We start from the raw sequence: 25,629 nt of genomic DNA on the forward strand, positions 1-25,629 counted from the left end.
TAATGCCGATCAGTTAAGGATCCATTGACCGATCCTCAGGCTGTGTAAGAATCCGAAACTCCTTGTTGGGTTTCGGATTTTTTTATGCGTATCGACCAAGCTCTCGACTTCATTCACGCCTGTCCTCCCGGAAAGTTTGAGTCCCTGTCTGACCTGCTGTCACCTGAACTGGTGCAGGCTTGCTTGGCCGAGACGGGCTCCGTCTCCTTGCGCCGACGGCGCATGCCCATGGAGCGGGTGCTATGGGCCATTATCGGGATGTCCTTGTTTCGTCATGTCCCTATGGCCCAGCTGGCCAACCAGCTCGATATCCTGTTACCCGGCGACCGGCCGTTTGTCGTCCCCAGCGCCTTCATCCAGGCGCGCCAAAAACTGGCTGACCAAGCCGTTCGACAGGTGTTCCAGCAGACCGCCACACTCTGGCATCAGCAGTGTCAGCACCCCACCTGGGCCGGCTTGCAGCTGCTGGCCGTGGACGGGGTGGTCTGGCGCACGCCCGATACTCCGGACAATGCCGGCGCCTTTGCCAAGTCGAAAACCGTCCAGGGGGAGACGCAATATCCCCAGGTCCGCATGTTGTGTCAGATGGAGCTGACCAGTCATCTGCTGACCCAGACAGTGATGGACTCCTGTGCGGTAAACGAGATGGTGTTGGCAGAGCAACTGATTGAAAAAACACCCGATAATAGCCTGACCCTGTTCGATAAGGGCTTCTACTCACTGGGGTTACTCCATGCCTGGCAACGCCAGGGCGTAGCGCGTCACTGGCTTATTCCGCTGAAAAAGGGGGCTCAATACGAGGTCATCCGCAAGCTGGGGCGGCAGGATGTGCTGGTACGCCTCAGTGCCAGTCCGCAGGCCAAGAAGAAGTGGAGCGAGTTGCCGGAGCAGTTCGAAGCCCGGCTGCTGACCCGGACGGTAAACGGCAAGGAGCGGCAGGTGCTGACCTCGCTCACCGACCCGCTGCGCTTCCCGGCCAGCGAGTTGATGGAGCTATACCAGAATCGCTGGGAAATCGAGCTGGGCTATCGGGAGATGAAACATAGCCTGCAACAGCACCGGCTGACGCTGCGCAGCAAGAAACCCGATGGAGTAAGGCAGGAGCTATGGGGCTTGGTATTGGCCTATAACCTACTGAGATATCAGATGGTTAGGATGGCGGCGAGCTTAAAGGGCTATACGGCCAGCCAGTTGAGCTTTCACATGGCATCGGTGTATCTGCTGCATGAACTCAGTTGCCTGCCGTTTGTGTCACCGGGCATGGTTCCAGGGCGTGTCGCTGAGTTGGACAAACAGGCAGAGCAGTTCAAGTTACCCGCCCGCCGAGAACGAAGTTACCCAAGGTGCATCAAAGCCAAACCACAGAAGTATGCGACGAGAAAACCTAGTAAAAACAATGCCAGTCAGGCTTAACTGACTGGCATTAGAGCCATCGGCTCCCCTTTTTATTCAGGCCAGGTCGCTATTTCTGCCGACCCGCGAAGACCACGACCACTTTGTCTTCTCCTTTCTCCCGCACGAAGCCGTAGGGGGCATCGGAAATCTTCTTGTGGCTGCCCGCCGCGATGGCAGGGTGGGCGGCACGGAACTGGCCGAGCCGTTGCCAGTGCTTGACCAGCTCCGCCTTCTCGCCACTCGCCAGCTCCTGCCAGTTCATGTCCGAGCGCACGCTCTGATCGAACACGCCCCCATCCTTGGCCAGTCCCCGGCCGGACTCGTCGCCATAGTAGATCTGGATGCCCCCCGGCAGCAGCATGAAGCTGTTGGCCACCCGCCGTTGCAGCGCCACGTCCTGGTAGTCGCCGAAGAAGAGCTTGGTGTCGTGGGAGCTGATGTAGCTCAGCACGTTGAACTCGGGATCCTGGTTGATGCGGCTGGCGTAGCTCGCATAGGTGGGCTCTGCCCCCGCCATGCACTGGGCCTGGGGCAGGGCGAATTCACGCTGGTAGTCGAAGTTGATCAGGGAATCGAAGCCGTGCTGGTACCAGAAGTCCTTGGCGACCCCGTGATCCCACACCTCGCCCACCATGTAGAAGGGAAGGTCATCGAGGGCCTTGCCCGGGTTGGCGGCCTTCCACTCCTTGAGCGCGTCGGTGCCCGCCTGCTTGAGCCTGGCCCAGACCGCGGGCTCCAGGTGCTTGACGGTGTCGGCACGGAAGCCGTCGATGCCGAAGCGGCGCACCCAGTCGGTGTGCCAGGCAATGAGGTAATCGCTCACGGTGGCGTTGGGCAGGGCCTTGGCCCTGGTGTCTTTTTTGGCAGCGAGCAGCGGTGGCAGCCCCACCGATCTGGTGGATTCGGTCAGGAAGTCCGGCAGTCCCGCCACCGAGCCGGTGACGTCGTCGGTGCCGGGTTGCGGGTAGCCGGGCAGGCCTGCGCGCACCCAGTCAGGGCCCCACCACTTGTCCCAGTGGGATGACTGGTAGTCGATGAACTGGTTGTAGCCATGCCAGTTGAGGCCGCCGCTTGGGCGCCATTCGTTCCAGCGACTCGGCAGCTTGCCGGTGTTCTGGGTGAGATCGGTGAGCCCCAGATCCTGCAAGTCGGCGAGGGTGGCGTAGCCTGCGTGGTTCATCACCACGTCGAGGATGATCCGCATGCCGCGCTTGTGGGCCTCGTCCACCAGGGTTTTCAGGCTCTCTTCGTCGCCGTAGTTGGGGTCGATTTTGGTGAAGTCGAGCGCCCAGTAGCCGTGGTAGGCGTAGAAGGGGAAGTTCCCCTGTTCGCCACCGCCGATGAAGCCGTGGACCTGTTCCACCATGGGGGTGATCCAGATGGCGTTGATGCCGAGTTGCTTGATGTAGTCGAGCTTCTCGGTCAGCCCCTTGAAGTCACCGCCATGCCAGGTGGCCACTTCGTCCTGACCATCCTTCTGACGACCGAAGCTGTGATCATTGGCAGGATCGCCGTTGTGGAAGCGGTCGGTCAGCAGAAAATAGACGCTCGCCTGATCCCAGCTGAAGGGAGCAGGCTTGGCGGCCTTGACCGGCTCGAGCAGCAGCAGGCCGCCGCTCTCCTTGCTCGGTGTCAGGGTGATCTTGCCGCCCTTGACCACGGCTTCCTGTCCCGAGTAGGCATCCCGCAACCGTGTGCCGTCGGGCCAGACTCCCTTGAGTGATGTCGTGACCGGGCCGCCATCCCAGCTGATGCAGGGCTCTTCCGGAGGCTGGCGTTTGAACTCGCTCTTTTTGGTTGCCCGCAACACCTTGAGGCTGGGGGTATCGGGGTTGAAGGTGAACTCGTAGTCCCCCGCCAGCATCACCCTCAGATTGAAGTCTGTCCCCTTGCTGCACTTGTCCATGGGCTGGGCGGTGCCGAAGGGAAGGGGCTTGGCCTCGGTTGGCCCGAAGCTGGTGCCGCAGCTGTTGCCCGCATCGCTGATGCGGATCTGGTGGCTCCCCTTGTCCAGTCTGTGGGTCAGGGTGACGGTGCCCTTGTCCAGCGTCAGCGCCTCGGCTACCGGTTTGCCATCCACATGGAGATAGACCTCGGGGGCGGCCATCGCCTGACCGATGAACAGCGGTGTGGCGAGCACGGCCAGCCACAGGGGTGATGGGCGAAGAGCGGGGCGCGAAGAGAGACGCATAAGCCATTCCTTGAGCAGAGTGTGAGGAGCAGGATCCGTTGAGGCACTCATTCTAGGGCGCGCTGGGGCAGGCTTGGACCGGTAAAATACCGATTTGTGACGTCAGTTCAAATGGTTACGTTTTCAAGAATGGAAAAGTGTGAACCGGGTGTCGCGGCCATGAAAAAAGCCGGTCAGTTGACCGGCTTGTAGGCATTCGGGGTGGCGTCACACGGTGAAGAACTTGAAGTTGACGAAGGCCACCGCGATGAAGGAGGCAACCATGCCGCTGATGCAGAGCACCGCAGGGCGGATGGCAGGCCAGCGATGGGCCAGCAGCACGATGGCCAGCAGGGTCGGATAGAGGCCGAACATGTAGCGGGGCATGGCGTTGAGTCCGGTCATCAGGGGGATGGTGCAGCAGATGAACATCAGGGTTGCTTCGGCCCAGCGTTTCTGGCTGAACAGGTAGCCATTCAGGCACCAGCCGAAGATCACCATGATGGAGAGATAGGCCTTGCGCCCCCCCAGCTCGAAGCCGCTCAGCCACCAGTCCAGGGGGCTGTCCATATAGCGGCCCCAGGCCACCTGGATGTGCTTGAAGGCCAGGGCATCCCCGGTGAGGTGATAGAGATAGACCATGTAGGAGAAGAGGCCGAGGGGAATGAGCCAGAGGGTGAACACCACCTTGAAGGCCCGCTCGGTGAAGCGGAAGAACTCGCGCCAGCCGTAGGCCTGCAGGGCCAGGATCAGCACCGGGAACACCATCATCACCCCCAGGTTGCGGGTGGCGGAGATGAAGATGCCGAGGAAGGCGACCATGAGCCACTGTTCGCGGTAGGCGAACAGGAACATTCCCAGCATCAGCGCCATGAACATGGGCTCGGTATAGCCGGAGACGAAATAGGCGGAGAAGGGGGAGAAGGCCAGCAGCCAGACCCCGAAGCGGGCTGTGTCGTCCCCCAGCTTGAGCTGGTGCAGCACCAGCAGCATCAGGGGCAAGCTGATGAAGAAGGCGATGTTGGCCACCAGCATCAGGCCGATGAGGCTCTCCATGTCAAACAGGCTGGAGAGACCGCCGGCCAGCATGGGATAGAGGGGCATGAAGGCCCAGTTCGCCGCATTGCCCTTGCTCAACCAGCGTGGATAGAGGTCGTAGCCATTCTCGATGATGCGCTGGAACCAGACGCAGTCGAACTGGCAGTAGGCTTGCAGCGGCCCGATGTCGGTGGCGCCATAGAGCTGGACGCCGAAATAGCCCATGCCATAGAGCGCCACCCGGCTCAGCACGAAGGCGGCGACGATCATCAGCCAGTCGCGGCCGCTGATGCGCAGTGACGGGCGATAGGGGAGTGCAGCCCCGGTTGACGGGGCGGTATTGGTCATATCATTCATCAGGCAAAAACCCAGATACGGGAGAGAACGTAGGTGAGCACGGTGACGGTCAGGGTGGCGATCACCACCGGCAACAGGCCGGAGAGACCGGCAAACAGCAAACCGCTCAGGATGAGATTACGCACCGCCAGCGAGAAGAGGGCAACCAGCAGGAACTTGCTGGCGGCACCTTGTTTCTGGAAGGTGATGTAGCGATGGCCGAAGAACGAGAACCAGAACGCCACGGCAAAGGCCAGGGTCGTGACCAGGTGCTCGGAGATGGCCGGCCAGGTATGAAACAGGGCGATGGAGGTACCCAGATCGACGAGGGTGGCCCCCCCGCCGACAAAACCGAAGCGAACCAGCCGCCAGAATTCCTCGCGGGAGATCATTGAGACGCCTGCTCCTGCTGATCATCAGCGGCTTTCGCGGCGGCCTTCTTGCCAGCGCTCTTCTTGCTGGCGGTGGGCACTTCCTGCTTCTGCTCTTCATCCTGCTTGGCGTACTGGCCGTAGACCCCTTCGATGAGGTAGACGGGGCGCTGTTTCACCTCGACGAACATGCGGCCGATGTACTCGCCGATGATGCCCAGCGACAGCAGCTGGATGCCGCCGAGGAACAGCATGACCGACATCAGGGAGGCGTAACCGGGCACGTCGATGCCGAAGAAGAGCACCTGGGTGATGATCTTGAGGATATAGAGGAAGGCGATGAAGGAGACACCGACCCCGATGTAGCTCCACACCCGCAGCGGCCAGCTGGAGAAGCTCATCAGGCCGTCAAGGGCGAAGTTCCACAGCTTCCAGTAGTTGAACTTGGTTTCGCCGGCATGGCGGGCCGGGCGCTCGTAGGGAACGCCGACGGCGCGAAAACCGGCCCAGGCGAACAGCCCCTTCATGAAGCGGTTGCGCTCCGGCAACTGCTTGATGGCCTCGACCACCTTGCGATCGATGAGGCGGAAGTCACCGGCGTTCTCCGGCAGCTTGGTGCTGGTGGAGAGGGCGTTGAAGAAGCGGTAGAAGCCACCGGCAGTCAGGCGTTTCATCGGGGTATCGGCGCTGCGATCCACCCGGATGCCGTAGACGGTGTCATAGTCGCCGGTCTGCCACAGCTTGACGAACTCCAGAATGAGAGAGGGGGGATCCTGCAGGTCCACGTCCATGGGGACGATGGCGTCGCCCTTGGCCTGGTGCAGGCCGGCGGTCATGGCCGCTTCCTTGCCGAAGTTGCGGGCCAGGTTGACCAGGGTCACACGGGGATCCCGGGCGATGGCCTGCTCGACCACCTCACGGGTGCGGTCACGGCTGCCATCGTTGACGAACACGATTTCAAGCTGGTCTTTGAGCGGGGCCAGTTCGGTATCTATCGCGCTGATGAAGGCGTCTATGCTCTCTTCCTCGTTGTAAACGGGAACGACCAGAGAGAGTCGAAAATCGGCACGGGACATGGGAACTTCCTTATTGAAAGAATTATTTTACGGAACAGATGCTTGGGGCATTCCGCTTCACTGAGCCACGGTCAGTCGCACGGACTGGACGTTGAGCGGTGTCGGGGCGGAGAGCGCCAGGAAGTTGGGACGCTTGGGATCGGCGGTCAGGGAGTCGCCCGGCAGGCTGAGGCGGATCTCGTTGATGCCCGCCTTGGCCAGCTTGACCGTGGTGGTGAAATCATGACCCAGCGCCACCTTGAGCAGGGCGCCAGCCTGGGGGCTGTTGATCCTGGCCTGGATGGTGAGCTGCTCAGGCTGGGCCTGCTGCTTGGGCAGCACGAAATAGAGACCGCCCTGACCGCTCAGCTCGGTACCTTGCTCGCTGGGCTTCTTGGCCCAGCCTTCGCTTGAGAGGAAGCGGCTCGGCTTGGTCAGGTTGAGTTCGTTGCCGGGCTGGTAGGTCATGCTGGAGTTGTGCTCCCAGAAACGGGTCTTGCCTTCCAGGTAATAGAGCTTGTAAGCCAGGCTCACGTTGGGGTGAGCGGCCAGATAGAGGGTATAAAGGTAGAAACCGCTCAGTGCCAGGATGGCAGCCAGAAAACCGAACTTTTTGTAGGTCATATTACTCACTCGACGCCCGACAGATTGATAGGCAGATTTCGCGCATATGCTAATCCAATTGCAAAAAAAGCATAGTGGATCACAAAAATATATTTGCTCAGATATTAACCCTCAATCACCCTGCTTACCAAGGGGCTTTGGGGTCGTTTGCTTCCTCTTCTTGATTGTGGCTTTTTCGGCGCCAACCTGTCTGCCGCCACCTGGGGCGCATCAGGCAAACGGCTGATATTGTACTTTGTTGTGGCAGGATCTGTCGCCATTTCACCCGGGCAGAATTAAGATGGCCTGTCCCGTCGTCAAGGATGACCCATGAGACTCTTCTCTCTCTCTGTGCTCTGCTGTCTGCCCCTCCAACCGTTGTGGGCGCAATCGTTCTGCTCCTCCCCCCTTCGCGTCGGTTTCGATGACTGGCCCCCATACCACTATTACCAGCAAGAGGGAGCACGTCGGGAACTGCGTGGATTTGCGGTCGACTACCTCAATGCCGTGTCGAATCGGCTGGGTTGTCGTCTGGTCTATGTGGAGCGTCCCTGGAAGCGGGGGTTGCACGATCTTGAGCGGGGTCGGCTGGACATCGTGATGGAGGCATATTTTGCCGATGACAGGGCGCGTTATGCCTGGTTCTCCATCCCCTACAACCCGGGCCGGACATCGCTCTGGGTACGCAAATCCGGTACCGGTGAGGAGTCGGATCTGGCGAGCTGGCTGGCCCACGGGCATCGCCTCGGTGTGACCAGGGACTACTATTACGGCCCGGAAATCACCAAGGTTCTGCAGCGATACCGCAACCAGGTGAGCGAGGTCAACGATGTGCAAAACTATCGCAAGCTGCTGCTTGGGCGGATAGACGGTTTTCTCGGGGATAGTCTGGCCACGCCCTGGGGTCTGAAGAGAGAGGGGCTGTCGGATGCGGTCGTCCCCCACACAATGGCGATCCATGAGACGCCCACCTTTTTCATGTTGAGCAAGAAGACCCTGTCCGGGGAATTCGTAGAGCGGTTCAACGAGGCGATAGTGGCCGTCGGCGACAGCGGGGAGCAGGAACTCATCTGGCGTCGTTACACCTCCGTCCGCTAGCAAAGTCGTCGGCATTCACGCATCATGGGGTCCTGACCGTCGCGCCTGACAGGCCGAAATGAACCGATTTGAGGCAAGCGTGGTAAGAAGCATGGGTAAGAAGTATTGGTTGGCATTGGCGAATCTGATCTGGCTGGGCTGCTGGCCGGCCAGCATGGTTCATGCCAGCACGGAACAGGCGGTAGTGGCCAGTCCCAGCATCCAACATGACTGGTATCAGAACGAGGTGGCCGAGCAGGCTCGTCATGAGCTTGAACAGCAGTTGCAGGAAGCGGTGCTGGCCCAGCTGCATCCGGATTTCTACCGCCTCTGGCAGCAGTTGCAAAAGACCCCGGCGGATCGGCGCGGTGCCCTCTACGATGAGGCCTTTGGCAAGCTGGCCCGGTTCCAGCAGGCCTGGCGAGGGATGGATCTGGTCGCGCGCGAACAGATGCAGACCCTCAAGCTGGATCTGAACCGCCCCCTGGCCCATGCCCCCCAGGGAGACAATCTGCTGGAGCAGGTCAGGCAACTCAGGCCACAGGTGGCGGAATACGACGCCGTGCGCGAAGAAGTGCGCAAGCTGCTGGCCATGCCCATGGCCAAGCACTGGCCCACTCTCTCCATGCCGACCCTGCGGGCCGGGGAGAGCTCGACCGAGCTCGGCCAGATCCGCTCCATCCTGAACGAACTGGGGGACAGTGCCCCGACTCACCAGGACAGCCTCTACGATCCCGAGACCGAACAGGCCATCAAGCAGTTCCAGCGCCGCCACGGCCTGACGGCCGACGGCATCATCGGCCGTCAGACCCGCAGCTGGCTCAATACCGGCCCCGAGGTGCGCGCCAGCCTGCTGGTACGCAACCTGTGGCGCCGTGATCTGGTGGATCACCTTGCCGGTCGCTATGTGCTGGTCAACATTCCGGACTACCGCCTGAGCGTGGTGGAGTCTGGCAGCGAGGTCTTCACCAGTCGGGTCATCGTCGGCAAGGAGCAGCGGGCCACCCCCATCCTCGCCAGCGAGATCCGCTCCATCGTGCTGAACCCGGCCTGGCACGTGCCGCGCTCCATCCTGAGCAAGGACATTCTGCCCAAGCTCGGGCGCGATCCTGCCTACCTGGATCGCGAACAGTTCGAGGTGATCGACGGCGAGGGCAATCCGGTGCAGTTCAGCGAAGATGGCTGGCACCATGCGCTGGCCTCCGGTTTCCCTTACCGGTTGCGGCAAAAGCCGGGGGATCACAATGCCCTGGGTCGCTACAAGTTCTATCTGCCCAACAACGATGCCATCTATCTCCACTCCACCCCGCGCAAGGCGCTGTTCGAGCAGGGGGCCCGTGCCTTCAGCTCGGGTTGCATCCGGGTGGAACACGCCGACGATCTGGCAGAGCTGCTGCTGGCGGACTCCCGCTATCAGCCGGACAAGGTGGCCAGCATCCTGAAAGAGACCCAGACCAAGTGGCTGCCCCTGAGCAACCCTATCCCGGTGTTTACCGTCTACTGGAGCAGCTGGATTGATGAAGAGGGACGTCAGCAACTGCGCAACGATATCTACGGATTCGACAGAGTCAGCTATCAAAGCCGCTTGCTGTGATCCTCGCCACAGAGTGAAAAGCCCGGCCCGTGCCGGGCTTTTTCATGGGTGAATGGGGTTTGACAGCGCTTTTTCTGGCAGGTAGTTTCGGCCCTTGTATCAAATTCATTCACCTGTGTGACTTCACCATGAGATGGACGGACAACGGATGCTGGGACAAGGGATAAGCCGACGCCGTCTGCTGCTGGGGGCGGGTTGCCTGATGGGGACCAGCCTGCTGTCGTTCCCTGCGCTGGCGAGCCGCAGCACTTCGGGACGGGAACTGAGTTTCTTCAACCTCAATACCGGCGAGCGGGTACGCGCCAGTTATTGGGAAGATGGCCACTATCTGAGCGACGGGCTGGCGGAGCTCAACCATATTTTCCGTGACTACCGTCGCAACGAAGTGTTCAACATCGACAGAAAGCTGTTCGATCAGCTCTTTCTGCTGCAACACAAGCTGGGGCGCCACGGCGAAATCCAGCTCATCTCGGGCTATCGCTCCCCGGCCACCAATCAGCAGAAGCGGCGCAAGAGTCGCGGCGTCGCCAAGCACAGCTACCACACCCTGGGGCAGGCGGTTGACGTGCGCATCCCCGGCGTGCAGCTGGCGCACCTGCGCAAGGCCGCCCTGAACCTCAAGGTGGGCGGTGTGGGTTATTACCCTTCCGACAACTTCGTACACTTGGACACGGGTCCCGTTCGCAGCTGGTGAGTCGGGATCGTCTCAAGAGTTGAGTGCCGATTGTGTCTTTTTGCCGCTGGCATTGAGGGGGACCAAGCTGCTAGGCTCTGGACTCCAGCCAGAGGAGAGAAAGATGAAGCAGATTGTGATCGGGGGGCTCATCGCCCTGTTGTTGACTGGTTGCGGCAAGCTCAACCGCGAGAGCTACGACAAGCTGAAAGTCGGGATGAGCTATGCCGAAGCGAGTGCCATCCTCGGCAAGGCCGAGCGTTGCGACGATGCTCTCGGCACCACGAGCTGTGTCTGGGGAGGGGAAGGCAAGAACATCAAGGTGCGTTTCATCGCCGACAAGGCGACCTTCTTCAGCTCGGAAGGGATCAACTGACCCTTTCCTCTCTTGCCGATGCCCAACAAAAAAGCGCCGTATGGCGCTTTTTTGTTGCTCGTTATCCGTGCGATATGGCCAGGAACTGGCGCGATCAATGGGTGGCGTACTGATAGTTGAAGGTGGGCAGTCCCCACTTGAAGCGTACCGCCAGGAGCCGCAGCACGAAGCCGATGCCGATGGCACCGAAAGCGGCCCAGTCGTTGGGCAGCCCATGGTGCAGCGCAAAGCAGTAGAGTGCGGCAGTGATCAGCGAGACGGCGGCATAGAGCTCGCGCTTGAACACCAGCGGGATGCGCTGGCACAGCAAGTCCCGCAGTACCCCCCCGAACACGCCGGTCACCACGGCCATGATGCAGGCGATGCCGGCCCCGTGGCCCATCTCGAGCGCCCGGGCAGCCCCGAAGATGGAGAAGACCACGAGCCCCAGGGCATCGAGCGCCAGGAACAGCTTGCCAAGGTAGCGCATCAGCGGGGCCGAGATGACCCCGGCCATGGCGGCGCCCGCCACCAGCAGCACGTATTCGGGGTGCTCGACCCAGAGCAGGGGATAGTGGCCCAGCAGCACATCCCGAATGGTACCGCCACCGATGGCCGTCGCCGAGGCGATGATCACGACGCCAAACAGATCCATCCGTCGCCGACCCGCTGCCAGCGCGCCAGTCATCCCTTCGGCCACCAGGCCGAGCAAGAAGAGTGCATGTAACATGAGATATCCCAGGGTGCGAGAAAGGCCCGCATCCTAACAACCCTGCGCTGGGGCGACAAGCTATCTTGGTTATGCATTAGATTAAGTAATGAAGAGGGGGCTTTCGCCCCCTCTTTTGATCATGATGACGCGGTTCAGCGTCCAAGTTGCTCGCTGCGGTATTGGTCCACCCACATGGCGGTGGCGCCACAGATGGCCACCGGCATCACGAAGAGATTCACCACCGGGATGGCGGAGAAGAGGGTCACCAGGGCGCCGAAGCTCAGGCACTTTCCACGACGCTGCTTGAGAGCGTCGCGCATGGTGATGAAGCCGATCTTGTGGTTGTCGAACGGATAATCGACATACTGGATCGCCATCATCCAGGCGCTGAGCAGGAACCAGAGCACGGGTGCCAGGGTCTGGCCCACTACCGGGATCAGGAAGAGGATCAGGCAGCCGATGGCCTTGGGCAGATAGTATTTCAGCTTGGTCCATTCGCGGCCGAAGGTACGGGGCACATCTTTCACCACATCCAGCATGCCGGTGTCATTCATGGCTTCACCGGTGAGGATCTGTTCCACCTTCTCTGCCAGCAGGCCGTTGAAAGGGGCGGCTATCCAGTTGGCCACCGAGCTGAAGATGAAGGAGAAGACCACCAGTATGGTGATGAGGGCGATGGGCCAGAGCAGGTAATCAAGCCAGGAGAGCCAGCTCGGGATCTGCTGGTGCAGCCAGGCGAACAGGCCGTCCAGTTGTAGCAACAGGGCGTAGAAGGCACCGGCAAAGAGCACGAAGTTGACCAGCAGGGGGATCAGCACGAAGGTGCGGATGCCGGGCTGGCGGATGAGTGAAAACCCGCGCAGGAAGTAGTCTGCACCGCTGACCGAATCTTTGACCATGTGGGGTGATTGGCTCATGTGAGCTCCATCAGTGAATGGGGAAAGTGCCAGCATATTACAAACAAGCCTTTGATTTGGTAAAGTCGCCTGCCCGCCTCCTCTTTATTTCGTTACCCACATAGGCCGCCATGCGTCTGAAATTGATCAAACTCGCCGGTTTCAAGTCGTTTGTCGAGCCGACCCGCATCGAACTCAACGCCGACATGACCGCCGTGGTGGGCCCCAACGGCTGCGGCAAATCCAACGTCATCGACGCCGTGCGCTGGGTGCTGGGGGAGAGCTCCGCCCGCCATCTGCGCGGCGAGAACATGACCGACGTCATCTTCAACGGCTCCATCAACCGCAGCGCCCATGGCCGCGCCTCGGTGGAGCTGGTGTTCGACAATCCCCACAACCGGGTACCCGGCGAGTTCGGCCGCTTTACCGAGATCTCGGTGCGCCGCGAAGTGCTGCGCGACGGCTCCAATCACTACCAGATCAACGGCCAGAAGTGCCGCCGCAAGGACGTGACCGACCTCTTCCTCGGCACCGGCCTTGGGCCCCGCAGTTACGCCATCATCGAACAGGGCACCGTCAGCCGGCTGGTGGAGTCCCGCCCCGCCGATCTCAAGCTGTTCATGGAAGAGGCCGCCGGGGTCTCCCGCTACAAGGAGCGGCGCCGCGAGACCGAGCAGCGCATCCGCCATACCCAGGAGAACCTGGAGCGCCTCGGCGACATCCGCGGCGAACTGGGCTCACGCCTCGAGCATCTCAAGGCCCAGGCCGAGACCGCCGAGCGCTACAAGCAGCTCAAGAGTCGATCACGTGCCGCTCGTGCGGAGCTGATCGGCTCGGAACTGTGGGCGCTGGAAACGCGACTCGGCGAGTCCAAGACCGAACTGGCCCAGACCGAGCAGGCGCTGGCGGCCCTCGATGCCAAGCGCACTGCAGACGAGGGGCGTCACGTCACCCTGTCGGTGGCCCGCCAGGAGGCGCAGGCCGAGCAGGCCAGCCGCCAGCAGCAGATTTTTCTCGGCGGGCAGGCTATCGCTCGCCTCGAGCAGCAGCAACTGCACCAGAGCGAGCTGGGCCGCGACTGGCAGGCGAGGCGGCAGTCCCTCGGTGAGCGTATCGACGGCCTCAAGGCCCAGCTGGCCGGCCAGCTGGAGCAACTGGGCGACAGCACGTTGCAGGGGGAGGTGGCGTCGGCGCGCCTCGAGCAGTGTGAGCAGTTGCTCACCGACCAGCAGAGCGTGCGTGCGGTAGCGGGCGATCGGCTCGAGCAGGCGCGCCAGCGTCAGCAGCAGTGGCAGCAGCAGCTGGGCCAGTTGCAGGGGCGGCTCAACCAGACCCGCGCCGAGGTGAACGGTCTGCAGGAGCTGCAGGCCAAGACCCGGCTTGCCCGCCTCAAGCTGGAAGACGAACAGGCCGGGCCCCTTGGCGGGGAGGGGGAGAACCTGCAACCGGCGCTCGATGCGCTGGCGGCGGAACTCTCGCTCTCCCGCGCCCGCCATGAGGAAGCCGATGCGGCGTGGCAGGCCGGTGTGTCGCGCCATGAAGCACTCAAGGCAGAGCAGGGTCGCCAGCAGGGCCTGCTGCGCGAGCTGGAGGCGCGCCTCGCCACCCTGGATCAGATCCTGGGGGAGCAGATGGCGGGCGCCACCCTGGCGGATCGGTTGCAGGTTCCCCCCGAGTGGGCCCGGGGGCTGGACAAGGTGCTCGGCCGCTGGCTCACCGCAATCCCGGCGGACGAGTGCAACCTGGCGCAACCCGGACTCTGGATTGGCCCGGCCCAGTCAGCCAGGGCCGGTACCCTGGCGGCGCAACTGGGGGGCGAGCACATTCCGGCTTTCCTCAATGCCATCTGGCTGGCAGAGAGCAGGGAGGAGGCGCTGTCCCGCCTGCACAGCCTCTCTGCCGGTGAGTCGCTGCTCACTCCCGCCGGAGACTGGTTCGGCCCCAACTGGGCGGATCTGGGGGAGGGCATGGCCCTGGGTACCCTGGCGCTGCTCGGTGAACGTGAGCGGCTGCACACCGAACTGGCCGCGGGTCGGGAGGTGCTGCACAGACTCGACGAGCAGCTTGCCGCCGCCGATGCAGCGCGGGCCCAGCAGCACAGTGCCCATGAGCTGGCTCAGCACACCCTGCGCGAGCAGGAGCTGCGGTGGCAGCAACTGCGCGAAGCCTGGAGTCTGCGCGAGGGGCAGCGCCAGGAGCGCTTGCAGCGCCTGGGCCAGCTGGGGGAAGAGCTGGCCCGGCTCGATAAGGAGCAGGCTGAGGAGGCGCAGCGGCTGGCGTCGGCCGGGGAGCGGCTTGAGCAGGATGACGCGGCCCTTGGCGAACTGCAGGAGCAGGGGGAGGTACTCGCCGAGGCGCTGCTGCTCGCCCAGGAGCAGGTGAGCGGGGCGGAGCGGGCGCTGGAAGAGGCGCGCCTTCGCCGGGAGCAGCAGCAGGCGGCCTGCCAGCGGCTACAACTGGAGCAGCAGAACCAGCGCCAGCTCATCACGCTGCGCGAGCAGGAGCTGGCCCGTCTCGGCCTGGAGTTGGCGGAACTCAAGGAGCCAGGGGCCGCTCCGAGTCAGGATCTGTCGCCCCTGCTGGTCGAACAGCGCAATCTTGAGGCGCAGCAACTGGCCTGTCACCAGCGGCTCGCGGAGCTGGATCGCCAGCTGACCGAGCTGGAGCAGGCCAGAAGCGCCGATCACAAGCAGCTGGTGAAAATTCAAGAGAAGCTGGCGACTCTGCGGCTCGAGCGCGAGCGCAACCTGACGCGCAGGCAGGGACTGCACGAGCAGTTCGAAGAGCTGGGCGTGCGCCTGGTGGACCTCGATCAGGCGGTGCTGATTGCCGCTGATCGCGGCAAGCTGCGCCAGGAGATCCAGACGCTGGAGGCGCAGGTGGAGGCGCTTGGCGCCATCAACCTGGCGGCACTGGAGGAGTATGAGGAGGCGAAAACCCGCGCAAGCTACCTGGAAAATCAGTGCCAGGATCTGGAGCAGGCCCTCGACACCTTGAGCCAAGCCATTAAAAGAATTGATAAAGAAACACAAATACGCTTCCGCGACACTTTCGATAAGGTCAATGAAGATTTAAAATCCCTGTTCCCAAAAGTGTTCGGGGGGGGCAGTGCCTGGCTTGAGCTGACCTCGGATGATCTTTTGGAGGCCGGAGTGAGCATCATGGCAAGACCTCCGGGCAAGAAGAATGCTACCATTGCCCTGCTTTCCGGGGGGGAGAAGGCGCTAACCGCCCTTGCGCTGGTTTTTGCCATCTTCAGACTCAATCCAGCACCATTTTGTCTGCTGGATGAGGTGGATGCACCGCTCGATGAAGTGAACGTCGGTCGCTTCTGTTCTCTTGTCAAAGAGATGTCGAGCACAGTACAGTTCGTTTACATCAGTCATAATAAGGTCTCCATGGAGATGGCCGAGCAGCTGGTTGGCGTCACGATGCAAGAGCCCGGGGTTTCGCGCATAGTGTCGGTCGATATCGGTGAAGCCGTCGCTTTGGCTGAGCAAAACTAGAAAGAGAAGCAGCTAATGCAGGAATTGCGTTACATCTTGGTTGCCCTGGGCGGTATTGCCATCGCGGCATTGCTCATTCACGGGTTGTGGAGCAACAGAAAGAATCGTCAGGCACCGATCAAGGAGAAACCCCTGGGTCGGATGGAGTCCAAGTCCCGTGAGCGTGACAACGACGCCTTCGACAGCGATGGCATCGGTCAGGTGCGTGTGGTGAGCGGTGGCCGTCGTGCCGAGCCCAAACTGCGTAGCGACGAGGCCCGTCAGCCCGAACCCCGCCGTGTCGCCCCCGTTCCCGCCTTCGATGATGAAGATGACGACGCTGATCTGCCGCCTCCCGTGGTGCGCAAGCCTGCCGCTCGCCCTGTCCCCCCTCAGCCTGTGTATGAGGAAGAAGAGGACTATGAAGAGCCGGTTGCCGCCCCTGTTGAAGAGGCCCCTGCTGCGCCGGTGCGCAAACCTGCCCAGGTGATCCGCCGTACCCCGGTACACCGTTCCCGTCCGCAGCGCGAGCCCATGATGCAGCCGCTGGACGAAGAGCCGCTGGTGGAGCCGGCCTATGCCCAGGCGCCGACCTTCGGTGCACGCGAGCCGGCACCGGTTGCCCAGCAGGCTCCCCGCTACGCCCAGCCGGCTTATGAAGAGCCCGCTTACGATGACGAGCCAGCCTATGAAGAGCCGGTTCACACAGCCGAGCCAGAACCCGCTCCGGCCCCGGTCGAGAAGATCTGGCAGGATGTCTATGTCATCAACCTGATGGCCCGTCCCGGCCACGATCTGCAAGGGGCGACCCTGCTCTCTTCCCTGCTGGCGCTGGGCTTCAAGTTTGGCGAGATGGACATCTTCCACCGTCACGAAGATCTGGGCGGCAAGGGGGAGGTGCTCTTCTCCATGATCAACATGGTCAAGCCGGGTACCTTCAACCCCTATCGCATGGAGCAGTTCAGCACCCCGGGTGTGTCCCTCTTCATGCAACTGCCCCTTCGCAGCAATGCCGCCTTCGCCTTCGAGCACATGTTGCAGGCCGCGGATCAGCTGGCGAGCGATCTCGATGCCATGCTGACCGACGCCTCGCGCAGTCCCCTCAGCGACGACGACATCGCCCGCTACCGTCACGAGCTGGCGGCCTACGAGGCCAGCCGCGACTGATGCGCCATGGGGCTTGAACAATGAAAAGTGCGGTACCCCGGTGCCGCATTTTTGTTTCTGCCCCAGACTGAATGTTCCATCACACTTCGAGACTTTTTCATGAGCGATATCCTCTCCCGCCACCGTCAACTGTGTGAGCTGCTGACCGAGTACGGCCATCAGTACTATGTGCTGGACAACCCCACGGTGCCGGACGCCGAATACGATCGCCTGATGCGCGAGCTGATTGCGCTGGAGGCCGAGCATCCCGAGCTGAAAACCCCGGCCTCGCCGAGCGTGCGGGTGGGAGGCCAGCCGCTGACCGCCTTCAAGCAGGTACGCCACGAGATCCCCATGCTGAGTCTGGACAACGTCTTCAGCAGCGAGGAGTTGCAGGCGTTCGAGCAACGCATTAGTGATCGCCTCAAGCGGGAGGTGAATTTCACCTTCTGTTGCGAACCCAAGCTCGACGGTCTGGCGGTGAGCCTGCTCTACGTGGCTGGCCAGCTGGTACAGGCCGCCACTCGCGGGGACGGCACCACGGGGGAGGAGATCACCGAGAACGTGCGCACCATCAAGGCCATTCCCCTGACCCTGCGAGGCCAGGGGTGGCCGGCGCGGCTGGAGGTGCGTGGGGAGGTCTTCATGCCCAAGGCGGGGTTCGAGGCGATGAACCGCGATGCGCTGGCGGCGGGGGAGAAGGTGTTCGTCAACCCGCGCAACGCCGCTGCCGGCAGCCTGCGCCAGCTCGATTCACGCATCACCGCCAGCCGCCCCCTCAGCTTCTATGTCTACGGCGTGGGAGTCGGTGGCGACGAGCTGGGGGAGTCCCACTTCGGTCGCCTCAATCAGCTCAAGGCCTGGGGTCTGCCGCTCAGCCCGGAAGTGAAGCTCAAAGAGGGTGCCAGCGGTTGTCAGGCGTTCCACGACGACATTCTGGCGCGTCGCGGGGATCTCCCCTACGAGATCGACGGCGTGGTCTACAAGGTGGACGACATCGCACTGCAAGGGGAGCTCGGCTTTGTGGCCCGCGCACCGCGCTGGGCCACCGCCCACAAGTTCCCGGCCGAAGAGGAGATGACGGCGCTTGAGAATGTCGAGTTCCAGGTGGGCCGCACCGGTGCCATCACCCCGGTAGCCAAGCTCAAGCCGGTGTTTGTCGGCGGCGTCACCGTTTCCAACGCTACCCTGCACAATGCGGACGAGATCGCGCGCCTTGGCGTCATGATCGGCGACACCGTGATCGTGCGCCGGGCCGGGGACGTGATCCCCCAGGTCGTGGCTGTGGTGGAGGCGCAGCGCCCGGCGGATGCCCGCGCGATCCTCTTCCCGACCGAGTGCCCGGTGTGCGGCTCGGCGGTGGAGCGGCTGGAAGGGGAGGCCGTGGCCCGCTGTTCCGGCGGTCTCTTCTGCGAGGCCCAGCGGGCGGCCGCCATCAAGCACTTCGCGGCGCGTCGCGCCATGGACGTGGACGGCCTTGGCGATAAGATAGTGGAGCAACTGGTGGACAAGGGGCTGGTGAAGACCCCGGCCGACCTGTTCAGCCTCAATGCCATCCAGCTGGCAGGTCTTGAGCGGATGGGGCAAAAGTCCGCCCTCAACCTGGTGGCGGCCATCGACAAGGCGCGCAGCACCACCCTGCCGCGCTTCCTGTTCGCCCTAGGGATCCGCGAGGTGGGGGAGGCGACGGCGCTCAACCTCGCCAACCACTTCCTCACCCTGGAAGCCCTGCGCGCCGCCTCGGTGGAGCAGCTGCTCGAGGTACCCGACGTGGGGGACATAGTGGCCAAGCACGTCTACTACTTCCTGCGCCAGCCCCACAACATCGAGGTGCTCGACGCCCTGCTGGCCGCCGGTATCCACTGGCCGGTCATCGAGAAGAAAGAGGCAAGCGATCAGCCCTTTGCCGGCAAGACCTTCGTGCTGACCGGCACCCTCACCGCCTTGTCCCGCAACGACGCCAAGGCGGCGCTGCAGGCCCTGGGTGCCAAGGTGGCGGGCTCGGTGTCGGCCAAGACCGACGTGCTGGTAGCGGGGGAGGCGGCAGGCTCCAAGCTCGCCAAGGCCCAGGAGCTGGGGATCACCATCTGGACCGAAGCCGAGTTGCAGGCGGCCATTCAGCCCTGAGGATGCACGTTTGAGCAGACAAACCCGGCCCACTGGCCGGGTTTGTCGTTGGTGGGCTCACTCGACGTAGCTCACCTTGTCCTGCCAGGCATCGGGAGCCGTCAGGTGCCAGCGTGCCAGTTCGCTCTTGCTGAACAGGTATTCCCCGCGGGATGCGGCGCGGGGGGAGAGGGCGCCGGGCGCCGTGCCCGAGAGGATGGCATTGGCCAGTTCGGCGGCTCTCTCTCCCTGGCTGTGGCCGTCGAGCACCAGACCGCCGATGGCGGCTCCCCTGCCCACCGCAAAGGCCCAGAAGCAGAACAGTGGCACCGGGCTGTTGGCGCTGGTCCATGCCAGTACCTGTTGCTCGCTTACATGCTGGCCCTGAGCGTCGGTGAGAGTGTGGTAGAGGCCGAGGAAGAGCGCCTGATAGCCGTTTTCCCGGCTGGCGAGCACTGCCTCCTGCCAGTGTCCATAGTCGGTGAACTGGCGGCTGCTGACCCGGGTCTGGCCGATCGTCAGCTCGCCTCGCCCCTTGAACTCGTGGGCGACGGCGGTGCGGGACACCTCGCTTTCGTCAAACAGCACCAGGGCACGCTCCAGCCCTCCCATCAACTGGCTCATCTCGCTGATGCTGCGCTTGAGCAGGGGGCGTTCCAGGACGCCGGTGATCAGGGGGTGGCCGACCAGCCCCTTGGGGCGCGGATTCTCGTTCATCCCGAGAAACACCACGGGCGTTCCCCGGGCGGCGATGGGTCGGGCGAGGGCGTTGATGGCGTTGTCATCCCCCAGGATCACCAGCGCTGGCTGGTGGGTCCGGTAGGCGGCCATTCCCTTGGCGAGCAGTTCGTCACGGGTCTGGCCGGGCTGGCGCTTGGTGTCCAGATAGAGATAGCCGAGGTGATGCGCCTGCTTGAGGTGTTGCTCTAGGCCGGCACTGTAGCTCTGATCCCACTGGTTGCTCTGGTGATAGCTGCTGATCACCAGGATCTCGGCGGCCAGCAGCGGGAGGGAGAGAAGGGAGAGCAGGAGCAAGACCTTGGTCACGTGTGTTTTCCGCAAGGGACAGACTGTTCCCCAGTATGTGCTCTCCCGCTCTCTGGCGCCTCGGTCAATTGTTGTCGGAAGGCGTGCCCCTCTCTTTTTATCCCTTGCCGGGCGGGAGCCCGCATCCCGTCTGGGGTGAGCAAAAAGAGCGCCTTTTGGCGCTGGTCGTGAACTGCCCCACTCCTTCCAAAACCTGTTCTGGATCAAGAAACAGGGTACCGCTTTGGTGCCTAATAGACCCCACATATAGGGGTAAGCATAAAAAAAACACCCATATATAGTGTCATAAAGCTGTGCATAAGTGGTCGCCCTCTCAGTGTCAGCCCAGGTGTTTCAAGCCTTGGCTGACCTTGTTTGCGCCGGGGACGGGCGTGGAGAAGGGGACTCAACGAGGGTGAGCCGAGGGTGGCCACCAGGTCTTTCAATACGGGGAAAATCGATGAAACCGGTAGTGATCAAACGCGATGGATGTCGTGCACCATTCAATGGCCAACTGATCCGCGATGCGGTCAGCCGAGCGGCGGCAGCGGTCAATCAGGCCAGTCCGGCGCTGGCAGAGCGCATTGCCGCCGCTGTCAGCCAGGAGCTGGAGGGGCGAGGGGAGGTAGACATCCACGAGATCCAGAACCGGGTCGAGAACCACCTGATGGCCTCCGACGACAAGGCCATCGCCCGTGCCTACATCGAATACCGTCACGACCGGGATCAGGCCCGCGAGGCCAGGGGTCGTCTGGCCCAGGAGATCCGCGGCCTGGTGGAGCAGACCAACGCGGCCCTGCTCAACGAGAACGCCAACAAGGACTCCAAGGTGATCCCGACCCAGCGTGACCTGCTGGCGGGCATCGTCGCCAAGCATTACGCCATCAGTCACATGCTGCCCCGTGACGTGGTGCAGGCCCACGAGAGCGGCGACCTGCACTTCCACGATCTTGACTACTCCCCCTTCTTCCCGATGTTCAACTGCATGCTGATCGATCTGCAGGGGATGCTGACCCACGGCTTCAAGATGGGCAATGCCGAGATAGACACTCCCAAATCCATCAGCACCGCCACTGCGGTGACCGCCCAGATCATCGCCCAGGTGGCGAGCCATATCTATGGCGGCACCACCATCAACCGCATCGACGAAGTGCTGGCACCCTATGTGGCCATCAGCTGGCACAAGCACCGGGAGGTGGCCGAGGAGTGGGGGATCAGGGACGTGGATGCCTATGCCATGGCCCGCACCGAGAAGGAGTGCCACGACGCCTTCCAGTCCCTCGAATACGAGGTCAATACCCTGCACACCGCCAACGGTCAGACGCCGTTTGTCACCTTCGGCTTTGGCCTGGGGGACAGTTGGGAATCGCGCCTCATCCAGCGCGCCATCCTTGGCAACCGCATCGCCGGCCTTGGCAAGAACAGGAAGACCGCCGTCTTCCCGAAACTGGTGTTCGCCATCAAGGATGGCCTGAACCACAAGCAGGGGGATCCCAACTACGACATCAAGCAGCTGGCGCTGGAGTGCGCCTCCAAGCGGATGTACCCGGACATCCTCAACCACGACCAGGTGGTCAAGGTCACAGGCTCCTTCAAGACCCCCATGGGGTGCCGTTCCTTCCTCGGTGCCTACGAGGAGAATGGCGAGCTGGTCCACGAAGGGCGCAACAACTTAGGTGTCGTGAGCCTCAACCTGCCGCGCATTGCCCTGAAATCCCGCGATGAAGCGGACTTCTGGGACAAGCTGGATGCCGCCCTGCGGGTGGCCAAGACAGCGCTCATGTACCGCATCAAGCGCCTGGACGGGGTCAAGGCCCGGGTCGCCCCCATCCTCTACATGGAGGGGGCCTGCGGGGTGCGCCTCAAGGCCGATGACAACATCAGCGAGATCTTCAAACATGGCCGCGCCTCCATTTCGCTGGGTTACATCGGGGTACACGAGACCATCAACGCCCTCTATGGCACAGACGTCCACCTGTTCGACAGCGAGACCCTGCGCCAGAAGGCCATCGCCATCATCGCGCGGCTCAAGGCGGCCACCGACGAGTGGAAGGAGGAGACCGGCTACGGCTTCAGTCTCTACTCCACCCCGAGCGAGAACCTCTGCACCCGTTTCTGCCGCATCGACGCCAAGGAGTTTGGCGTGGTGGCCGGGGTGACCGACAAGGGCTACTACACCAACAGCTTCCACCTGGACGTGGAGAAGCAGGTGAACCCCTACGACAAGCTGGACTTCGAGGCGCCCTATCCGCCCATCGCCAGCGGCGGCTTCATCTGCTACGGCGAGTACCCCAACATCCAGCACAACCTGGAGGCGCTGGAGAATGTCTGGGACTACAGCTATGACAAGGTGCCCTACTACGGCACCAACACCCCCATCGACGAGTGCTACGACTGCGGCTTCACCGGCGAGTTCGAGTGCACCTCCAAGGGCTTCACCTGCCCGCGCTGCGGCAACCACGACCCGGCCAAGGTGTCGGTGACCCGCCGGGTGTGCGGCTATCTCGGCAGCCCGGATGCGCGCCCCTTCAACGCGGGCAAGCAGGAAGAGGTGAAGCGCCGCGTCAAGCATATGTAAGCGAGCAGACCCCACCCCAGCCCTCCCCTTGGCAGGGGAGGGGGCAAAGAAGCTCCTCCCCCTTTCGAAGGGGGAGGTTGGGAGGGGGTTGGCCGTTAACCCAGAGAACTCGAATGCACTACCACCAGTACTACCCGGTCGATGTGATCAACGGCCCCGGCACCCGCGCCACCCTGTTCGTGTCGGGTTGCGAGCACCAGTGCCCCGGTTGCTACAACCAGAGCACCTGGCGGCTCGATGGGGGCAAGCCGTTCGATGAGGCGATGAGCGATCGCATCATTCACGATCTCAACGACAGCCGCATCAAGCGGCGCGGACTGTCGCTCTCCGGCGGCGATCCGCTCCACCCCGCCAACGTGCCGCATGTGCTGGCGCTGGTGAAGCGGGTGCGGGCCGAGTGCCCCGGCAAGGACATCTGGTGCTGGACCGGTTATCTGCTGGCCGATCTCAGCCCGGCCCAGCGGGAGCTGGTGGCCTTGCTGGACGTGCTGGTGGATGGCAGGTTCGAGAAGGCCCTGGCGGATCCCGGTCTGCTCTGGCGTGGCAGCCGCAATCAGATGGTTCACGACCTCAACGCCTGGCGGAAAGGAGGAGAGCGGATCCCCTGTCTGGTTTGCAGTTGAGGCTTTGGGTGTTTATGGTTAGGCCAACCCCAAGCGCTGTTTACACGAGGAATCCCGATGAACAATCTGCTCAAGATCCTGCTGGCCATCTTTCTCCCCCCGGTCTGCGCCTTTATCCAGGTAGGCTTCAGCCTCCATTTCCTCATCAACATAGTGCTGACCCTGCTGGGCGGTCTGCCCGGCATGGTCCATGCCCTCTGGCTGGTGGTCAGCGACAAGCGCGCCTGAGTCGTGAGAGATCACAAGGCCAGCCCTCCGGGGTTGGCTTTTTTTTGCCTGCCAGATGGGGGCTTCCCGGATGAGCCCCTTTGCCTGACACTGGCGCGTCGCTCATGGAATCGAGCGATACAACGAAGAGGGAATGTCGAGTGCGAGTGAAAGGGTTGTTGCTGTGGGCCGTCCTGGCCCTGCTCGGGGGCTGTGCCAGCCCCACCGCCAAGCTGAATCAGCCTCCGGTGGATGTCACCTGGGAAACGCTGCCCGAATACTGGGTGCTGGTGGGGGATGCCATCAGTTTTAACCCGGTCGGGGGGCTGCCGGCGAAGAGGCCGGTCAAGGGGTATGTGACCCTTCGCTACCTCATCGATTCCAATGGCACGCTGTTCAGCCCAGAGGTACTGGAGTCCCAGCCTCCCGGCGTGCTGGATCTCATCGCCATCTCCGGGCTGGCGCAGCTGCGCTACCGGCCATCGGAGCAGAATCAGCAAGCCATTCCGGCTCGGGTTGTGGCCCGATTCGAAGTGGAAGTGAAATGACAAACACCCCGGCCAGGCCGGGGTGTTTCGTGTGGGCTCTGTGCCATGACGGCGCGGATCACTGCTCCTTGCAGTCGTTGTAGCGGCTCTGCCACTCCCCGGCGTCATCACGCATCTCGACGAACCCCTCTTTGCCCTTGTTCCACCAGACCACCTCGTGATCGTCGGTATAGCGGGCGCCGGAGGCGGAAACCGCCTGGGGCAGGGTGTAATCCTTGCCATCGGGGAGGGAGAGCTTGACGAAGTTCAGGCTATCGTCCGAGAGGGAGAAGTAGCGAACCTGCACTTTCTGGTTCTGTTCACACAGGTAGGTGACGGGATCGCCGCCGGTCACTCCCAGCTTGCCGCTGCCCAGATCGCAGCCGCCGAGCAGGGTGATGGCGCCCGCCCCCAGTAGAAAGAGCTTGGCGTGTTTCATGTTTGATCCTCACAACGGTGTCATATGGCCTTGAGCCTAACAGGATGAGGCACAACTGCAACCTCGTGGCGGGAGCCCTGCGTCGGGATGCGTCCGTCTCCCTCTGGTCCGTGGAGCAGGCAAAAAAACGCCCCGGCAGGCAAGCGGGGCGAAAGGGAGCCGTCCAATGGCTGCAGAAAAGGGTCAGTGGCCGAACCGTGTCGCCTCGAAGCGATTGAGCAGCCGGTGGATGAGGTAGCAGGCGAGCAAGGTGACCACGATGGCAAAGAGGATGCTGCTCACCCGATAGAGGGCGCTGAACACCAGGTCGTTACCCGGGGTCAGGTACTGGCCGAACAGGATGCCGAGGGTGGTGAGGGCACCGAAGCCGACTCCGGAGCCGCTCGCCTCCTTCACATGGGCATAGCTGAACAGCATGGCGCCGAGCCAGAGCACCGGGGTCACCAGCAGCAGCAAGCCGGACCAGTCATAGAGCACCAGCTGCCCCAGGATGCCGAAACTCACCCCCAGCAGGGTGCCCATGGCCCGCTTGCGGGCATAGTCCAGGGCGCCGTTCCAGTGCATGGGGAAGAGCAGCAGCAGGGTGGTGGCCTGGGCGGACATGGAGTCGCGCAGATCGAAGATCTGGAACACCAGGAACGAGAGGGTCGCGATGGACGCCCCCAGCAGGGCTTCGTGGCGCATCCGGTGCGGCGCCTTGGGGGAGGGGGCCGGCCTGGGGCGCTCCTCCACGTCCGGAATGAGGGCCGTCATCAGATAAGCGATGAGCACCGACAGGACGCTGGCCCAGAGGTTGCTGAAGATGAGGTCGTTCAGATCAATCCCGGGGTAGCTGGCAAAGTGCAGCATGATGCTGAGGCTGAGCACCCCGTTGGCACCGAACAGGAACAGGCTGCCCCGGGACATGGCGGCGAAACGGTAGAGGAAGAGCAAAAAGACCAGGGGGGTCATGAGCCCAGGGTGGCCGCCGAACAGGCCGCCGAGCAGCCCCACTTCCAGACCGCACATGGCGGCGGAGGCGATGAGCTGGCGGGCGGCGTGACCGTTCATCACCGGCACCAGGCCGAGCAGCAGCACCGGGGTGACGGTGAAGAAGACCCCGTTGCTCCAGCCGAAGATCTTGCACAGCACAAACCCCAGGGTACAGCCAAAGGCGATGCGCAGACACTGGCGCAGTTCGTTGGGGGTGAGGGGTCTGTGCCACAGGTTCATGGTCG

22 protein-coding genes are annotated in these 25,629 nt (G+C 62.6%); 12 read left to right on the forward strand and 10 right to left on the reverse strand.

Annotated features, from left to right (window positions below; translation table 11 throughout):
• Nucleotides 1–84 precede the first annotated feature (84 nt).
• On the forward strand, nt 85–1,413 hold the full coding sequence (locus AB5Y64_RS11680; protein ID WP_053288733.1) for an IS4 family transposase: 1,329 nt from the start codon (nt 85–87) through the stop codon (nt 1,411–1,413).
• Nucleotides 1,414–1,462: 49 nt separating this feature from the next.
• Here the strand turns inward: AB5Y64_RS11680 and AB5Y64_RS11685 are convergent, their stop codons facing one another.
• From AB5Y64_RS11685 to AB5Y64_RS11705, 5 genes are all read right to left on the reverse strand, one after another.
• Nucleotides 1,463–3,586 (reverse strand): alpha-amylase, encoded by a 2,124-nt coding sequence (locus AB5Y64_RS11685; protein ID WP_183149563.1) that lies wholly within the window; start codon nt 3,584–3,586, stop codon nt 1,463–1,465.
• Nucleotides 3,587–3,793: 207 nt separating this feature from the next.
• Nucleotides 3,794–4,960 (reverse strand): hypothetical protein, encoded by a 1,167-nt coding sequence (locus tag AB5Y64_RS11690; protein WP_052814338.1) that lies wholly within the window; start codon nt 4,958–4,960, stop codon nt 3,794–3,796.
• Entirely contained in the window at nt 4,960–5,331 is a 372-nt protein-coding gene (locus AB5Y64_RS11695; protein ID WP_010673439.1) for a GtrA family protein, read from the reverse strand. The genes AB5Y64_RS11690 and AB5Y64_RS11695 overlap by 1 nt, the downstream gene beginning before the upstream one ends.
• Nucleotides 5,328–6,386, reverse strand: coding sequence for a glycosyltransferase family 2 protein (locus tag AB5Y64_RS11700; protein ID WP_041213382.1), 1,059 nt, complete (start codon nt 6,384–6,386; stop codon nt 5,328–5,330). The genes AB5Y64_RS11695 and AB5Y64_RS11700 overlap by 4 nt, the downstream gene beginning before the upstream one ends.
• 57 nt (nt 6,387–6,443) lie before the next feature.
• On the reverse strand, nt 6,444–6,989 hold the full coding sequence (locus tag AB5Y64_RS11705) for a hypothetical protein (protein WP_010673441.1): 546 nt from the start codon (nt 6,987–6,989) through the stop codon (nt 6,444–6,446).
• Nucleotides 6,990–7,298: 309 nt separating this feature from the next.
• Here AB5Y64_RS11705 and AB5Y64_RS11710 point away from each other — a divergent pair, with 309 nt between their 5' ends.
• From AB5Y64_RS11710 to AB5Y64_RS11725, 4 genes are all read left to right on the forward strand, one after another.
• Nucleotides 7,299–8,066: a substrate-binding periplasmic protein gene (locus tag AB5Y64_RS11710; protein WP_368203842.1), complete on the forward strand. Its 768-nt coding sequence runs from the start codon at nt 7,299–7,301 to the stop codon at nt 8,064–8,066.
• Nucleotides 8,067–8,157: 91 nt separating this feature from the next.
• Entirely contained in the window at nt 8,158–9,639 is a 1,482-nt protein-coding gene (locus AB5Y64_RS11715) for a murein L,D-transpeptidase (protein ID WP_045523555.1), read from the forward strand.
• A gap of 148 nt (nt 9,640–9,787) precedes the next feature.
• Nucleotides 9,788–10,333, forward strand: a complete 546-nt coding sequence (locus AB5Y64_RS11720; protein ID WP_010673444.1) for a DUF882 domain-containing protein — start codon at nt 9,788–9,790, stop codon at nt 10,331–10,333.
• Between the two features lie 103 nt (nt 10,334–10,436).
• Nucleotides 10,437–10,688: a hypothetical protein gene (locus AB5Y64_RS11725; protein WP_010673445.1), complete on the forward strand. Its 252-nt coding sequence runs from the start codon at nt 10,437–10,439 to the stop codon at nt 10,686–10,688.
• Between the two features lie 94 nt (nt 10,689–10,782).
• On the opposite strand, the gene AB5Y64_RS11730 is transcribed toward AB5Y64_RS11725, so the two are convergent.
• Together AB5Y64_RS11730 and cysZ are read right to left on the reverse strand one after the other, a co-directional pair.
• Nucleotides 10,783–11,397, reverse strand: a complete 615-nt coding sequence (locus AB5Y64_RS11730; protein ID WP_010673446.1) for a trimeric intracellular cation channel family protein — start codon at nt 11,395–11,397, stop codon at nt 10,783–10,785.
• Between the two features lie 134 nt (nt 11,398–11,531).
• Complete coding sequence (gene cysZ, locus AB5Y64_RS11735; RefSeq protein ID WP_010673447.1) at nt 11,532–12,296, reverse strand: sulfate transporter CysZ; 765 nt, start codon at nt 12,294–12,296, stop codon at nt 11,532–11,534.
• A 110-nt stretch (nt 12,297–12,406) separates the two neighbouring features.
• On the opposite strand from cysZ, the gene AB5Y64_RS11740 reads away from it, so the two are divergent.
• The 3 genes from AB5Y64_RS11740 to ligA all read left to right on the forward strand — a co-directional run bounded on the left by AB5Y64_RS11740 (nt 12,407) and on the right by ligA (nt 19,033).
• A complete protein-coding gene (locus tag AB5Y64_RS11740) occupies nt 12,407–15,781 on the forward strand; it encodes an AAA family ATPase (RefSeq protein ID WP_053288150.1) in 3,375 nt (1,124 codons plus the stop codon).
• Nucleotides 15,782–15,796: 15 nt separating this feature from the next.
• Nucleotides 15,797–16,927 carry a cell division protein ZipA gene (zipA, locus tag AB5Y64_RS11745; protein WP_053288151.1) on the forward strand — a complete coding sequence of 377 codons (1,131 nt, stop codon included), beginning with the start codon at nt 15,797–15,799 and terminating at the stop codon, nt 16,925–16,927.
• Nucleotides 16,928–17,026: 99 nt separating this feature from the next.
• A complete protein-coding gene (gene ligA / locus AB5Y64_RS11750) occupies nt 17,027–19,033 on the forward strand; it encodes an NAD-dependent DNA ligase LigA (protein ID WP_053288152.1) in 2,007 nt (668 codons plus the stop codon).
• Nucleotides 19,034–19,090: 57 nt separating this feature from the next.
• Here the strand turns inward: ligA and AB5Y64_RS11755 are convergent, their stop codons facing one another.
• On the reverse strand, nt 19,091–20,059 hold the full coding sequence (locus tag AB5Y64_RS11755; RefSeq protein ID WP_221365719.1) for an ABC transporter substrate-binding protein: 969 nt from the start codon (nt 20,057–20,059) through the stop codon (nt 19,091–19,093).
• Nucleotides 20,060–20,498: 439 nt separating this feature from the next.
• On the opposite strand from AB5Y64_RS11755, the gene nrdD reads away from it, so the two are divergent.
• The 4 genes from nrdD to AB5Y64_RS11775 all read left to right on the forward strand — a co-directional run bounded on the left by nrdD (nt 20,499) and on the right by AB5Y64_RS11775 (nt 23,994).
• Nucleotides 20,499–22,616: an anaerobic ribonucleoside-triphosphate reductase gene (nrdD, locus tag AB5Y64_RS11760; protein WP_052814900.1), complete on the forward strand. Its 2,118-nt coding sequence runs from the start codon at nt 20,499–20,501 to the stop codon at nt 22,614–22,616.
• Between the two features lie 113 nt (nt 22,617–22,729).
• Nucleotides 22,730–23,239 (forward strand): anaerobic ribonucleoside-triphosphate reductase-activating protein, encoded by a 510-nt coding sequence (gene nrdG, locus AB5Y64_RS11765; RefSeq protein ID WP_052815464.1) that lies wholly within the window; start codon nt 22,730–22,732, stop codon nt 23,237–23,239.
• 57 nt (nt 23,240–23,296) lie between these two features.
• Nucleotides 23,297–23,467 carry a YqaE/Pmp3 family membrane protein gene (locus AB5Y64_RS11770; RefSeq protein WP_010673454.1) on the forward strand — a complete coding sequence of 57 codons (171 nt, stop codon included), beginning with the start codon at nt 23,297–23,299 and terminating at the stop codon, nt 23,465–23,467.
• A 146-nt stretch (nt 23,468–23,613) separates the two neighbouring features.
• Entirely contained in the window at nt 23,614–23,994 is a 381-nt protein-coding gene (locus tag AB5Y64_RS11775; protein ID WP_234716510.1) for an energy transducer TonB, read from the forward strand.
• Between the two features lie 58 nt (nt 23,995–24,052).
• Here AB5Y64_RS11775 and AB5Y64_RS11780 read toward each other — a convergent pair whose 3' ends face one another.
• Nucleotides 24,053–24,412, reverse strand: coding sequence for an MliC family protein (locus AB5Y64_RS11780; RefSeq protein WP_161470777.1), 360 nt, complete (start codon nt 24,410–24,412; stop codon nt 24,053–24,055).
• 183 nt (nt 24,413–24,595) lie between these two features.
• On the reverse strand, nt 24,596–25,624 hold the full coding sequence (locus tag AB5Y64_RS11785; protein WP_010673457.1) for a DUF2955 domain-containing protein: 1,029 nt from the start codon (nt 25,622–25,624) through the stop codon (nt 24,596–24,598).
• Nucleotides 25,625–25,629: the final 5 nt, after the last annotated feature.

Origin of the sequence: Aeromonas sp. R5-1, from assembly GCF_040908265.1 — a bacterium.
GTDB classification, from domain to species: domain Bacteria; phylum Pseudomonadota; class Gammaproteobacteria; order Enterobacterales; family Aeromonadaceae; genus Aeromonas; species Aeromonas caviae.

Excerpts from the sequence above, each read along its gene's own strand:
- AB5Y64_RS11680 (WP_053288733.1), top strand. The coding sequence starts at position 85 with ATGCGTATCGACCAAGCTCTCGACTTCATTCACGCCTGTCCTCCCGGA.
- AB5Y64_RS11685 (WP_183149563.1), bottom strand. The coding sequence starts at position 3,586 with ATGCGTCTCTCTTCGCGCCCCGCTCTTCGCCCATCACCCCTGTGGCTG.
- AB5Y64_RS11690 (WP_052814338.1), bottom strand. The coding sequence starts at position 4,960 with ATGAATGATATGACCAATACCGCCCCGTCAACCGGGGCTGCACTCCCC.
- AB5Y64_RS11695 (WP_010673439.1), bottom strand. The coding sequence starts at position 5,331 with ATGATCTCCCGCGAGGAATTCTGGCGGCTGGTTCGCTTCGGTTTTGTC.
- AB5Y64_RS11700 (WP_041213382.1), bottom strand. The coding sequence starts at position 6,386 with ATGTCCCGTGCCGATTTTCGACTCTCTCTGGTCGTTCCCGTTTACAAC.
- AB5Y64_RS11705 (WP_010673441.1), bottom strand. The coding sequence starts at position 6,989 with ATGACCTACAAAAAGTTCGGTTTTCTGGCTGCCATCCTGGCACTGAGC.
- AB5Y64_RS11710 (WP_368203842.1), top strand. The coding sequence starts at position 7,299 with ATGAGACTCTTCTCTCTCTCTGTGCTCTGCTGTCTGCCCCTCCAACCG.
- AB5Y64_RS11715 (WP_045523555.1), top strand. The coding sequence starts at position 8,158 with ATGGGTAAGAAGTATTGGTTGGCATTGGCGAATCTGATCTGGCTGGGC.
- AB5Y64_RS11720 (WP_010673444.1), top strand. The coding sequence starts at position 9,788 with ATGCTGGGACAAGGGATAAGCCGACGCCGTCTGCTGCTGGGGGCGGGT.
- AB5Y64_RS11725 (WP_010673445.1), top strand. The coding sequence starts at position 10,437 with ATGAAGCAGATTGTGATCGGGGGGCTCATCGCCCTGTTGTTGACTGGT.
- AB5Y64_RS11730 (WP_010673446.1), bottom strand. The coding sequence starts at position 11,397 with ATGTTACATGCACTCTTCTTGCTCGGCCTGGTGGCCGAAGGGATGACT.
- cysZ (WP_010673447.1), bottom strand. The coding sequence starts at position 12,296 with ATGAGCCAATCACCCCACATGGTCAAAGATTCGGTCAGCGGTGCAGAC.
- AB5Y64_RS11740 (WP_053288150.1), top strand. The coding sequence starts at position 12,407 with ATGCGTCTGAAATTGATCAAACTCGCCGGTTTCAAGTCGTTTGTCGAG.
- zipA (WP_053288151.1), top strand. The coding sequence starts at position 15,797 with ATGCAGGAATTGCGTTACATCTTGGTTGCCCTGGGCGGTATTGCCATC.
- ligA (WP_053288152.1), top strand. The coding sequence starts at position 17,027 with ATGAGCGATATCCTCTCCCGCCACCGTCAACTGTGTGAGCTGCTGACC.
- nrdD (WP_052814900.1), top strand. The coding sequence starts at position 20,499 with ATGAAACCGGTAGTGATCAAACGCGATGGATGTCGTGCACCATTCAAT.
- nrdG (WP_052815464.1), top strand. The coding sequence starts at position 22,730 with ATGCACTACCACCAGTACTACCCGGTCGATGTGATCAACGGCCCCGGC.
- AB5Y64_RS11770 (WP_010673454.1), top strand. The coding sequence starts at position 23,297 with ATGAACAATCTGCTCAAGATCCTGCTGGCCATCTTTCTCCCCCCGGTC.
- AB5Y64_RS11780 (WP_161470777.1), bottom strand. The coding sequence starts at position 24,412 with ATGAAACACGCCAAGCTCTTTCTACTGGGGGCGGGCGCCATCACCCTG.
- AB5Y64_RS11785 (WP_010673457.1), bottom strand. The coding sequence starts at position 25,624 with ATGAACCTGTGGCACAGACCCCTCACCCCCAACGAACTGCGCCAGTGT.